A 12,249-nucleotide genomic window follows, 5' to 3' on the forward strand; every position below is an offset into this window, starting at 1 on the left:
GCCTGCACTTCTTTTCGCGAATAAATTCGCTCCCACAGGGAGTCGGCGGCGTTGCCAAATGCTGAGTCCGACGCGGTTTTTCTGTAGGAGCGAATTCATTCGCGAAGGGGCCGGTAGATTCAGCGAATCAGTGTCGGCTGTACTACCGTCTCGCGAATAAATTCGCTCCTACAGGGAGTCGGCGGCGTTGCCAAATACTGAGTCCGACGCGGTTTTTCTGTAGGAGCGAATTCATTCGTGAAGGGGCCGGTACATCCAGCGAATCGGTGTCGGCTGTACTACCGTCTCGCGAATAAATTCGCTCCTACAGGGAGTCGGCGGCGTTGCCAAATACTGAGTCCGACGCGGTTCCAACTGTGGGAGCGAATTCATTCGCGAAGGGGCCGGTACATCCAACGCATACCTGCCAGCTTGTACCCCCGTCTCGCGAATAAATTCGCTCCTACAGGTAATCAGCGGCGCTGCCAAATGCTGAGCCAGATCACCGCCGATCATGCTGCTTGCGATACGCCCCCGGCTGCACACCCTCGGCCTTGGTAAACGCGCGGGTGAAGGCGGACACCGATTGGTAACCCACGGCGCTGGCGACGTGTTCGACGGTCTGATTGGCTTTGAGCAAGTGCGCGGCGTGGCGCATGCGCAGGGCGAGCAGGACGTTGCCTGGCGATTGCCCGGCGATCTCGTTGAAGCGTTTGAAGAAGGCCGACCGCGACAAGCCGGTGCATGCGGCCATGGTCTCCAGCGTCCAGGCGTGCTCGGGGCGTTCGATCATCTGTTGCAGCAGCGCTGCGAACAACGGCTGGCGGGCGAGGGCCACCAGCCCGCCCAGCGCCGGATTGCCGCCCACGTGTTGACGCAGCACGTACAAAAACAGCAAATGGCTCAACCGCTCCAGGAGCGTCGATGAAGGGCCCGATGCGCGTTGACACTCCTGCAGGATCAACTCGAACACACTGCGCGCCGCCGTAGACGACGGGTCACCCGCTCGGAGAATGATGAAATCGGGCAACGCTTCCACGATCAGCGACGACAAACCGGCGTGAAAATGAAAGAAGCCGCACACCAGCCCTACGCCATCGGCAGCGGCACCGTCCAGGGCGAGCATTTCCATGCGCGGTTGACCCTGGGCGGCCTGAGCGTCGGCCTCATTCGACAGCCGATACGGCAAATCCCGCAGCAGAAACACCGCATCCCCCGTATCCAGGTGCTGAGGCTGATCATGGCCCTCGACGTGCAGCCAGCATTGCCCCTGCACCAACACATGAAAGCTCGACCGCGCCAGCCCTTGAGTGCTGGCGTGCCAGCCGCCGCAATAGCGGCCCACGTGGAAAATGCTGGCGTCCAGCTCAAGACTCTCTAATAACCAATCGATTAGCGGGGTGGCGAAATTCATCTAATGGAAACACTCAGGAGCAAGTAATCGCTACTTTAGAATATGGAGTGAAATTTTTATAACCAACACACTGGTCGGACCCTCTACCACAGGAGTCCAACATGTCCCGCGTCACCGTGCAAACCCTGCAAAGCGCGCCTGAAGCCGCCAAACCCTTTCTGGAAAACGCGCTCAAGGCCAACGGATATCTGCCCAATCTGCTCGGCGTGCTGGCCAATGCACCGGCCGCGCTGGAAACCTACCTGACCGTCTCGGCAATCAATGGCAAGGCTGAGCTAAGTCTGGCCGAAAGGGAAGTGGTGCAACTGATCGCAGCGACCCGTCATGGCTGCTCGTTCTGCGTCGCGGGCCACACCGCCGTGGGGTTGAACAAGGCACGTCTGGCCCCGGAGGTCGTCGAGGCTCTGCGCACAGGTTCCGCGCTGCCCGAGGCGAAGCTCGAAACACTGGCCGCTTTCGCCCGTGAAGTGATTGCCACTCGTGGCAACGTGTCCGACACCACTTATGCCGCGTTCAAAGGGGCAGGTTACAGCGAAGGCAATGCGCTGGAAGTGATCCTCGGCGTCAGCCTGGCGACCCTGTGCAACTTCGCCAACGTGTTCGCCCAGACCGAGCTCAACCCGGAACTTGAGAAATACCAATGGCAACGTCCCGCGCAGTGAGTGCGGGCGTCGATGCATGAATGAAAGACAGATAAGGAGAGCTCTCATGGTGGATTCGGTACTTGGCCACTGGCTGGATGCGCACGCCCAGGCACTGGATCTCGGCCAGTGCGATCCGGAGTCCGTGCTGCCGCAACTGGCCGACGCCGGGGTGATGCGGGTCGGCATTGGCCGGAAAGACGGCGGTTCAGGTGGCACGCTGGCCGACGCGGTGGAGACCGTGGCGGCCATCGCGACCCATTCGGTGACGGCGGCGTTCGTGTTTTGGGGGCAACGGGCGTTCATCGAATACCTGCTGCACAGCCCCAATGCGCGATTGAGGGAAACCCTGCTGCCCGCGCTGCTCGACGGTTCGCTGGCGGGGGCCACAGGGCTCTCCAACGCAATGAAGTTTTTATCCGGCATCGAAACCCTGCAAGTACGCGGCATTGAAAACCCAGACGGCTGGTCACTGGAAGGCCGCCTGCACTGGGTGACCAACCTGCGCAAACAGAGTTTCGTGGTCGCGGCGGCCATTGAGGGCGAGGCGGGGAAAAAGCCCTTCGTCATGGCCATCCCTTCGACCGCGAGCGGCCTGCGTCGGTCAGAAGACTTGCAGCTCATGGGCTTGCAGTCGAGCAACACGGCAGCGCTGGAGTTCAGTGACATCGAATTGTCCCGCGACTGGCTGTTGCACCCCGATGCGAAGCAGTTTCTGCCAGCGGTGCGCCCCGGCTTTCTAGGCCTGCAATGCGGCTTGTCGATTGGCCTGGCACGGCGTTCACTGGACGAAGTCAAACGTCACCTCGACGGCACGCGTTCTGTGCTGAGCGCCGAACATCATGAACAGGTCGAGCGTCTGGAGTCCGTGATCAGCGGACTCAAGGCCGGGTTGCTCGATGGCCGTTTTCTGACCCAGGCCGCCGCGCTGTTCCGCTTGCGCATCGCCTTGGCGCAGTCCGTCGCAAGCGCCGTGCAACTGGAGCTGCAAGCCAGTGGCGGCAAGGCGTTTCTCGATGAGCACGGCAGCGCGTTTGCCCGACGCTGGCGCGAGTCGGCGTTCATCCCCATCGTCACGCCGAGCCTGGTGCAACTTCAAGGCGAGTTGCAGCGTCAGGCCCGAGAGTCGGCGGCATGAACGGGTCCGCGAATCCCGTGTTGAGCGCCCGGGGCATCAGCCTGGGGTACGCCCGCGAGCAAGGCTGGCAGCACGTGTTGGCGCAGTTCGACCTGGAAGCGCGCGCCGGGGAGGTGGTCTCGATTCTCGGTCCCAGCGGCGTCGGCAAGTCGAGCCTTTTGCGCGTATTGGCCGGCCTGCAAACTGCGCACACCGGTGACGTCCACGTGGCGGGTGAGCCGCTGACCGGGCCGCATCCTCGGGTCGCCGTGGCGTTTCAGGACCCGAGCCTGTTGCCGTGGCTGACCCTGGAAAAGAACGTGGCCTTCGGGCTGGATTTCGCCAGTCAGCCGTCCTTGAGCGCGGCTGAACGGCAAATCCGTGTCGATCAGGCCATCGCGGAAGTCGGCCTGAGCCATGCGCGCGGCTATCACCCGGCGCAGTTGTCGGGCGGCATGGCGCAGCGTACGGCGCTGGCCCGTTGTCTGGCGCGTCAGCCGCTGGTGTTGCTGCTGGACGAACCCTTCGGGGCGCTGGACGAGGTGACCCGCGCCGACATGCAACAGCTGCTGCTGGACGTGACGGCGCGGCATGACACCGCCGCGATCCTGATCACCCACGACATCGACGAAGCCTTGCTGCTCTCCAACCGCATCCTGCTACTGGGCGACACCCCGGCGCGGACGGTGGGCGAGTGGCACATCGATCTGCCACGGCCTCGGGCCGAGCTGGTCGAGGAAATGGGCGCGCTGCGTGTCGACATTCTGAAAACCCTTCGGCGGGCGAGCCGCAACCCCCACCCTCGAACCGAATCGCTCGAATCGCCGGAGATTGGCCATGTGCCTGGACGACTTCACTCACACCCGTCGTGACTTTTTGAAACTGAGCGCGATGCTCACCGCCGCAGGCGCGATGCCGCTGCTCAACAGCCTGCAAGCCCGGGCCGCCGCCGAACCGGATGCCCCGGTGCGCATCGGCTACTTGCCGATCACTGACGCCACGCCGTTGCTGGTGGCCCATAACAATGGCCTGTTCGAAGCCGAAGGCGTTCAGGCCGAGCGGCCGGTGCTGTTGCGCAGTTGGGCGCAGGTCATCGAGGCGTTCATTTCAGGGCAGGTCAACGTGATTCACCTGCTGTCGCCGATGACCGTCTGGGCGCGCTACGGCAGCAAGGTCCCGGCCAAGGTCGTGGCGTGGAACCACGTTGGCGGCTCGGGTTTGACCGTCGGCCCGGACATCACCGACGTCAAGCAATTGGGCGGGCAGTCCATCGCCATTCCCTTCTGGTATTCGGTGCACAACGTCGTGGTGCAACAGCTGCTGCGCGACAACGGCCTGACCCCGGTGAGCAAACCGGCCAGCACACAACTCGCGGCCAACGAGGTGAACCTGGTGGTGCTGCCGCCGTCGGACATGCCGCCCGCGCTCGCCAGCAAGCGTATTGCCGGTTACATCGTCGCCGAGCCGTTCAACGCATTGGCCGAAGATCTGAAAGTCGGTCGCGTGCAGCGCTTCACCGGCGACGTCTGGCGCAACCATGCGTGCTGCGTGGTGTTCATGCACGAGCACGATTTGAACAACCGGCCGGAGTGGTCGCAGAAGGTGGTCAACGCCATCGTCAAGGCGCAGGTCTGGACCCGTGACAACCGCGCCGAGGCCGCGAAGCTGCTGTCCAAGGACGGCGCCAACCGTTACACGCCCCACGCCCAGACCGTGCTCGATCGGGTGTTGTCGCCAGCCGCGAGTGAGCGGCAGGGCTACCTCGCCAGCGGCGCCATTCAGCACGCGCAATGGGACGAGCACCGCATCGATTTCCAGCCTTACCCGTTCCCGAGCTACACCGAGGAGCTGGTGCGCCGCTTGAAAGACACGCTGATCGAAGGTGACAAGGGTTTCCTCGCCAGCCTCGATCCGAAAACCGTCGCCGGGGATCTGGTCGATGACCGCTTCGTGCGCAACAGCATTGCGGCAGTGGGCGGGTTGAAAACCTTCGGCCTCGCCGAGAGCTTTCAGCGGAACGAGGAGTACAGCGCTTGACGCCACGCAAGCACTCGTCGCTCGGGCCTTGGCTGCTGGGGATCGGCGGGCTGCTGTGCCTGCTGATCGTCTGGTGGCTGGGCATTCACCTGTTCGGCGATCCGAAGGGGCTGTCGGCCCGGTTTTCCCCGCAGGCAACCCTCGCCAGTCTCTGGACGCTGCTGGGCAGTGCCGAGTTGTACGGCCACGTGTGGGTGAGCCTGAAACGCATTCTGGTGGGGTTGCTGTTGGCCTTGCTGATCGGCGTGCCGCTGGGCCTGTTGATCGGCAGCTCGCGGAATCTGGAGGCGGCGACCACCCCGGCGTTTCAGTTCCTGCGCATGATCTCGCCGCTGTCGTGGATGCCCGTGGTGGTGATGCTGATGGGCGTGGGCGACCAGCCGATCTACTTTCTGCTGACCTTCGCGGCGGTGTGGCCGATCCTGTTGAACACCGTGGCGGGGGTGAAACAGCTCGACCCGCGCTGGCTGCAATTGAGCCGCAGCTTGAGCGCCAGTCGCTGGGAAACACTGACCAAGGTCATCGTGCCCGGCGTGCTGGGGCATGTGTTGACCGGTGTGCGGTTGTCGATCGGCATCCTCTGGATCGTATTGGTGCCGTGCGAAATGCTCGGCGTCAGCGCGGGCCTGGGCTACTTCATCCTCGACACCCGCGACCGCCTCGCGTACTCGGAATTGATGGCCATGGTGCTGCTGATCGGCGTGCTGGGCTTCATGCTCGACGCCTTGGCCCGTGGGCTGCATCGGCGGTGGGTGCATTGAGGTCACAGGCTCGCTCCCACAGAACTCTGTGTCGCCACGAGTCTCGGGGTCTGGCTCCGGCGCAACGGTGGGAGCGCATTCATTCGCGAAAGCGGCGGTACAGCCCGTACATCTCTATCGCCTGGCCCATCTTTCGCGAATGAATTCGCTCCCACAGAAGTCCAGTGTCGCCTCCGAATTTCAGGGCTGATCCGAGTCAAACTGGGGGATCAATTTCACAAACGCCATCGCCGGGAAGCCGTTCGGCTACAGGGCGTGCGATTCACTCCTCAAAAAACACCAACGCCCGCAACTCAATGCTGCGGCGCGGCGGTGCGTTGGGCGGGGTGGTGGGGTCGTCGAAGGCGGTGTGGGCGCCGGCCCTGGCGATGAGGTCGGTTCTGGAATCGTAGATCTTCAACAGCAACGCTTCCTCGGGGCGCAGTTGCGGGTAGTAATACCAGCGGTGGTTTGGATTGGCCCGGATGGAAAACGTCTCGCCCACCTTGTCGCGGTACACCAGATCGCTGGGGATGAAGTCCTCGGCGTCCATCGTGCTGGCGTCGCACAAAGCGAGCGGAGTGGTGAAGATAGGCCCGCCGATCGGGCGCCACAGGTTGATGATCGCGAAGCGTTTTTGCAGGCGCTGTTCGGCTTCGTCGGCGGGCAGATGATCACGCACGCGGCGGATGGCCGAGCGCTCGGTCTGGTCGTTGTGCACGTAGCGCACCGGTTCGCGCAGACCCGCCGCTTCACGGCCTGGCTGATCGACGCGGATCGTGTGGTCGAAAATCAGCGTTTTGACCGCACCGGTCTGTGCCCGCAACAGCGCATCCGCTTCGGCGTAATACTGCTGCACGACCTGCGCCTCGTCTTCCAGGTCCGCCACGGCACTGGCCTGTTCGACCCGCTGAAACCCTTGGGCGTCCAGCAACGGCGCGGTCTTGAGCAAGCGCGCGTTGTGAATGTCCACGCGCGTCGGTTGTAGCGTGCCGGTGCGTTGCGGCTGGCCGTCGGGCTGCGGCCAGGTGTAATTGACCGGCCGCACGCCGTCGTCCAGCAGGTAATTGAGTTCGCCGACGACAGACGCCGGGCCGAGGTTTGGCTGATGAATGCCCATGTGAACGTTCCTCCAGTGGAGACGAAGCGCTTCAGAAAGGTTCTTTGTAGGGCCGCAGATCGAGCTCCTGAGTCCAGGCGCTGCGCGGTTGCGAATGCAGGTACCAATAGGCGTCGGCGATGTCGTCCAGCGCCAGCGTGCCGTCATCGCCCAGTTGTTCAAAACGCTGCGGAGCGTTGCTGCGGATGCGTTCGCCATTGATCGCACCGTCGATCACCACATGAGCCACGTGCACGTTTTGCGGGCCGAATTCCCGGGCGAACGATTGGCTCAGCGAGCGCAACCCGGCCTTGGCGGCGGCAAAGGCGGCGAAGGGCGGTTTGCCGCGCAACGCGGAGGTCGCGCCGGTGAACAGCAACGTGCCGCCGCCGTTTTCCAGCAGCAGCCGGGTCGTTTCCCGGGCGAAGATAAACCCGCCGAGGGTAGACGCACGCCAGGTCTGCTCAAACAGTTCGGTGCTCAGCTCCAGCGTCGGCGCGACCACGGAGTTGCCGACGTTGAAGATCGCGACTTTCAACGGACCCCACTGACGGATGCGCTGGATGGCGGCAAGCGTGTCGGCTTCGCTGCCTGCATCGCCCGGCAACGCGAGGGCTTCGCCATCGACGGCTTCGATGCTGCGCACCACGGCGTTGAGTTTTTCAGGACTGCGGCCACTCACCGCCACCTTATAACCACCTTGGGCAAAACGCCTGGCAAGGGCGGCGCCCAAGCCTTCGACGGCGCCGACACCCGTGATCCAGACCACTTCTTTCGCGATGGATGAGGACATGGAATCCACTCTCGGAGATCGATAGAAATCCACTCTACCTGCCCCGATCCAAGACCCCATAGACTTTGGAGCGCTATCCATATAGCTAGGATTTAGCTTTAAGCGCTGATAACCCTGCGGTCACCGAAAAACGGCTGGGGTTTTCTTGAGCGCGGCTTCCGTGGGGGACGGCTCATTCACGACACTCGCCGGGTGGTCGCTGAGGTCCACGCCCGTGGCATTCGGCAGGCACATCGCAGCAATGAAGGCGATGAGGTACGAGCTTACCGCGAAGATTCCCATGGCCACGGGCAGGCTCATTTCTGTCGAGGCGAAGCCCACGGCGGCGGGCATGATCGAGCCGAAGCCGCGCCCGAAGCTGGTGCAGAAACCGGCGCCGTTGGCGCGAATCTGGGTGGGGTAGAGCTCGGAAAACGCCAGTGGCAAACCGGACGCGAGGCCACCCTGGAACCCGCCGAGCAATAAGCCCAACGCCAACACCACGGTCATGTTGACCGGCGCAAACATGTAGACCGAGACCACCAGCGTCTGGCAGATCAGGAACAGCATGAAGGCCCGGCCACGGCTGATGTAGTCACTGATCAGGCCATAGACGAACGGGCCGATCAGCGAGCCGATGATGTTCACCGCGAGGTAGCCGGACGTAGACGCAATGGGCAGGTTAAGCACCGTGCGCATGTAGGTCGGCAGCCAGGTGATCATGATGTACGCCGCGCCGAAGATTCCGCTGGCCAGGATTGTGCTGATCAACGTGATGCGACGGTGTTCGCCACCGAAGATCACCCGCAGGTCGATCTTGCGCGACTGCTTGCTCACCTGCTGGAACGCCTCGGATTCCGGCACCAGGCGACGGATGAACCAGATCAACAGTGCAGGCAACAGGCCGATGGCGAAAAAGGCGCGCCAGGCGATGTCTTCCGGTAGAAACGCGAACACCACGGGCATCACGGTCAGGGAGATGGCGTAACCCACGGCGTAGCCGCTTTGCACCGAGGCGGCCACCCGGCCGCGCAAGGCGGGTTTGATGGCTTCGCTGATCAGCACCGCGCCCACGACGGCTTCGCCACCGTAGCCAATGCCTTGCAGGAAGCGTACGGGCAGAAACGACCAGAAGCCGTTGCAGAACCCCGCCATGCAGGTGAAGGTCGCGACCCACAGGACCGTGGCCTGCATGACTTTAATGCGGCCGTAACGGTCGGCCAGCATGCCGGCGCCCCAACCGCCGATGGCGCTGCCGATCAATGAGACTGAGCCGAGCAGACCCGCGTCGGATTTGCTCAACGCCAACACGGTCATCAGCACGGGCATCATCAACGCGTAAATCGTCGAATCCATCGAATCGAGGGTGAAGCCACCGAAGCAGGCCCAATAGGTCCGCTTCTCCTGTTTGTTCAAGTCCGAATACCAACCCAGTCGCATGGTGCTTTCCTTTATTTTTATAGGAGGACGTCAGCAGGCTAAATCGGAACGGGCAGGCAGGCCTCTGCGAAATGCTGATGGAGCCTGCGATTATGGTTATGGACCCTTTGCGCCAATGATTGCGGGGGCTTCTCAGGTGTCGGTCGATTGTCGAATAAAGAAAAGCGATAGCGCTAAAGTCAGCAGCGAATCGTGCTGATCAATGATCGGACATTTCTTTCACGACGTGTCGGATCGCCCCCATCGCTGCATTGGCCGCCGCCGAATGCAGGCTGGCATTGCGGTAGATCAGGCCGATGGGGCGCGCCGTGCCGGTCAGTTGCACGTCGATCTGACAGAGCTCACCGGAGGCCATCTCCTGCTCCAATTGATGGCGGGACACCGCCGCCAGCATGTCCGAGCGCAGCAACAAACCGCGAATGATGGCCATGTCAGCGGTTTCGACCACTGGCCATGGCGCCTGTACACCCGCTTCGGTGAAGCAGGCTTCCAGCAGACGGCGAGCGGGCGAACCGGCGCGGGGCAATACCCACCGGGCATTGGCCAACGCGTGCACGGCGACCGGCCCCGTACTCAGCGGGTGATCATGGCGCGCCAGAACCACCATTTCCTCGACGAGCAAGGCTTCTCCGGTCATGTCCGAGGCATAGTCCGCCGAGCGCAAGGCCCCAAAAATAAAATCGATGTCTCCTACACGCAGTTCCGTGGCCAGGAAATCAAAGGGGCTTTCGTTGGTGATGACCCGGATGCCGGGGTGCTCGGCAGTCAGGCGGACGATGGCTTCGGGCAGGATTCGCGTACGGCCCAAGGGCAGGGCGCCGATGTGCACGACGCCTTCCAGCGCGCCGCGCATGGCGGTGATGTCCGAACGCATATGCCGCACCTCATTAAGGGCGCGGCGTATGGGGAACAGGATTTCGAGGCTGACGCGGGTGGGCTGCAACCCTTTGGGCGTGCGCTCGAACAATGATTGGCCGCAGCCGCCTTCCATGACCTTGAGCGCCGAACTGACCGCTGGCTGGCTCAGGCCGAAATGCCGGGCCACCGTCTGCATGTGCCGGGTTTCGCAGAGTTTGACGAACAGTTCCAGGCGTCGCGCCTGAAACAGGTACAGGGGTTCAACGAGTGGGGTCGCCGCGTTGAGCAGGAGGGGCACGGTCTGCAACTCGTCGAGGACGCGCAACGCGCGGGGCAGAATCCGTTCGCCGGATTCACTGAGGCGCATGCCGTTGACGTGGCGTTCGAACAGCGACACACCCAGTGCGATTTCCAGCTCGGAGATCGCCCGCGTGACCACCGACTGCGCCCGATACAGGGCTTCCGACGCCTTGGACACGCTGCCCAACTGCGCCACACGGACGAAGGCGCGGACCTGCATGAGGTTGACGAGGTCATCACTGAACATAGAGGGCGGGGCGCTCCGAAAGGCACGAATGGCGGGAATATGCGGGGCATCAGTGTGCCTTGCAATAAGTAAAACGCATATCAGCATGGGTTGAACGCATTATTCCGCGACCCCGACGGGTGACATGCTCTGGAAAAAAGCAGGAGGTTCATCCCATATGGTCACCCCACAGAAAACCGCACTGGTCGTCAGCGCTCATTCCGCCGATTTCGTCTGGCGCGCAGGCGGTTCAATCGCGCTGCACGTGAGTCAGGGCTACGCCGTGCACATCGTCTGTCTGTCATTCGGCGAACGGGGCGAGTCGGCCAAGCTGTGGCGCAAGGGCGAGATGACTGAGGACAAGGTCAAAGACGCCCGTCGCACCGAGGCGCTGGCTGCCGCCGAGATTCTGGGTGCCACCATCGAGTTCTTTGACATCGGCGATTACCCGATGCGCGCCGACCGGGAGACCTTGTTTCGTCTGGCGGACGTGTTTCGTCGCGTGCAGCCGTCCTTCGTGCTCAGCCATTCGCTGAAAGACCCCTACAACTACGATCACCCGCTGGCCATGAACCTGACGCAAGAGGCTCGCATCATTGCCCAGGCAGAAGGTTATCGTCCGGGGGAGAAAATCGTCGGCGCGCCACCGGTCTACAGCTTCGAGCCGCACCAGCCCGAACAATGCGAATGGCGGCCCGATGTGCTGCTGGACATCACCAGCGTGTGGGACCGTAAATACGCGGCCATCCAGTGCATGGCGGGTCAGGAACACCTGTGGGAGTACTACACACGGGTCGCGCTGCAACGAGGTGTTCAGGCCAAGCGCAACGTGGGCATCACCTCGGCGCGGGACATCGTCTATGGCGAGGGGTATCAAAGCATCTTCCCGCGCGTGACGGAGAATCTGGCATGAGTCACTTGATTGGAAAATCAGGCTTCGTGGTGCGTCAGATACCCCGTGCCGACCCGTCGTCCATTGATGATCTGAGCCGTTTCGGTGTCGCCACCGTGCACGAAGCCCAAGGCCGCAAGGGCTTACTCAGCAGCCGGTTGCGGCCTATTCAGCAGGGCGTGTGCGTCAGCGGCACTGCCGTCACTGTGTCGGTGGCGCCGGGTGACAACTGGATGTTTCACGTGGCGGTGGAGCAGTGCCAGCAAGGCGACATTCTGGTCGTCGCGCCGACGTCGCCGTGCACCGATGGTTATTTCGGCGATCTGTTGGCCACGTCGCTCAAGGCCCGGGGTGTACGCGCGTTGGTGATCGATGCGGGTGTTCGCGACACACAGACCCTGCGCGAGATGGGATTTGCCGTGTGGTCCAGCGCGGTGCACGCGCAAGGCACTGTGAAAGAGGTGCTGGGCTCGGTCAATTTACCCATCATCTGTGCGGGACAGTTGATCAATGCCGGGGATGTCATCGTCGCCGACGACGACGGCGTGGTCGTGGTCCGACACGCTGAACTGGCGCCGGTGCTTGACGCGACGCGCAAGCGGGCAGACCTTGAGGAGCAGAAACGCGTGAGGCTGGCCAATGGCGAACTGGGCCTCGACATCTACGACATGCGCGGCCGTCTCGCGGAGAAAGGCCTGACGTATGTCGACCGACTGGAAGAGATCGAACACTGA

Annotated in this window: 12 protein-coding genes; 7 read left to right on the top strand and 5 right to left on the bottom strand. The window is 62.7% G+C overall.

The window, feature by feature from the left end; genetic code table 11:
• Positions 1-481: 481 nt before the first annotated feature.
• On the bottom strand, positions 482-1,393 hold the full coding sequence (locus GVN17_RS06405; protein WP_166594398.1) for an AraC family transcriptional regulator: 912 nt from the start codon (positions 1,391-1,393) through the stop codon (positions 482-484).
• Between the two features lie 101 nt (positions 1,394-1,494).
• Between GVN17_RS06405 and GVN17_RS06410 the strand changes: the two genes are divergently transcribed.
• Genes GVN17_RS06410 through GVN17_RS06430 form a run of 5 tightly spaced genes read left to right on the top strand, consistent with a single transcriptional unit; the run spans position 1,495 to position 5,949 of the window.
• A complete protein-coding gene (locus tag GVN17_RS06410; RefSeq protein ID WP_166594399.1) occupies positions 1,495-2,055 on the top strand; it encodes a carboxymuconolactone decarboxylase family protein in 561 nt (186 codons plus the stop codon).
• A 46-nt stretch (positions 2,056-2,101) separates the two neighbouring features.
• Positions 2,102-3,172: an acyl-CoA dehydrogenase family protein gene (locus GVN17_RS06415; RefSeq protein ID WP_166594400.1), complete on the top strand. Its 1,071-nt coding sequence runs from the start codon at positions 2,102-2,104 to the stop codon at positions 3,170-3,172.
• Positions 3,169-4,023, top strand: coding sequence for an ABC transporter ATP-binding protein (locus GVN17_RS06420; RefSeq protein ID WP_166594401.1), 855 nt, complete (start codon positions 3,169-3,171; stop codon positions 4,021-4,023). Before GVN17_RS06415 ends, GVN17_RS06420 begins: the two co-directional genes overlap by 4 nt.
• A complete protein-coding gene (locus GVN17_RS06425) occupies positions 3,989-5,188 on the top strand; it encodes an ABC transporter substrate-binding protein (protein WP_166594402.1) in 1,200 nt (399 codons plus the stop codon). Before GVN17_RS06420 ends, GVN17_RS06425 begins: the two co-directional genes overlap by 35 nt.
• 32 nt (positions 5,189-5,220) lie before the next feature.
• Positions 5,221-5,949 carry an ABC transporter permease gene (locus GVN17_RS06430; RefSeq protein ID WP_166594751.1) on the top strand — a complete coding sequence of 243 codons (729 nt, stop codon included), beginning with the start codon at positions 5,221-5,223 and terminating at the stop codon, positions 5,947-5,949.
• A gap of 262 nt (positions 5,950-6,211) precedes the next feature.
• On the opposite strand, the gene GVN17_RS06435 is transcribed toward GVN17_RS06430, so the two are convergent.
• From GVN17_RS06435 to GVN17_RS06450, 4 genes are all read right to left on the bottom strand, one after another.
• Positions 6,212-7,048, bottom strand: coding sequence for a CmcJ/NvfI family oxidoreductase (locus GVN17_RS06435; protein ID WP_166594403.1), 837 nt, complete (start codon positions 7,046-7,048; stop codon positions 6,212-6,214).
• Positions 7,049-7,079: 31 nt separating this feature from the next.
• Positions 7,080-7,820 (bottom strand): SDR family NAD(P)-dependent oxidoreductase, encoded by a 741-nt coding sequence (locus tag GVN17_RS06440; protein ID WP_166594404.1) that lies wholly within the window; start codon positions 7,818-7,820, stop codon positions 7,080-7,082.
• A gap of 120 nt (positions 7,821-7,940) precedes the next feature.
• Complete coding sequence (locus GVN17_RS06445) at positions 7,941-9,239, bottom strand: MFS transporter (protein WP_166594405.1); 1,299 nt, start codon at positions 9,237-9,239, stop codon at positions 7,941-7,943.
• A 199-nt stretch (positions 9,240-9,438) separates the two neighbouring features.
• Positions 9,439-10,644, bottom strand: a complete 1,206-nt coding sequence (locus GVN17_RS06450) for a LysR family transcriptional regulator (protein ID WP_166594406.1) — start codon at positions 10,642-10,644, stop codon at positions 9,439-9,441.
• Positions 10,645-10,801: 157 nt separating this feature from the next.
• On the opposite strand from GVN17_RS06450, the gene galB reads away from it, so the two are divergent.
• Together galB and GVN17_RS06460 are read left to right on the top strand one after the other, a co-directional pair.
• Positions 10,802-11,536: a 4-oxalmesaconate hydratase gene (gene galB, locus GVN17_RS06455; protein ID WP_166594407.1), complete on the top strand. Its 735-nt coding sequence runs from the start codon at positions 10,802-10,804 to the stop codon at positions 11,534-11,536.
• Positions 11,533-12,249: a 4-carboxy-4-hydroxy-2-oxoadipate aldolase/oxaloacetate decarboxylase gene (locus tag GVN17_RS06460; RefSeq protein WP_166594408.1), complete on the top strand. Its 717-nt coding sequence runs from the start codon at positions 11,533-11,535 to the stop codon at positions 12,247-12,249. Before galB ends, GVN17_RS06460 begins: the two co-directional genes overlap by 4 nt.

The organism is Pseudomonas sp. SLFW, assembly GCF_009905615.1.
Lineage (GTDB): Bacteria > Pseudomonadota > Gammaproteobacteria > Pseudomonadales > Pseudomonadaceae > Aquipseudomonas > Aquipseudomonas bambusae.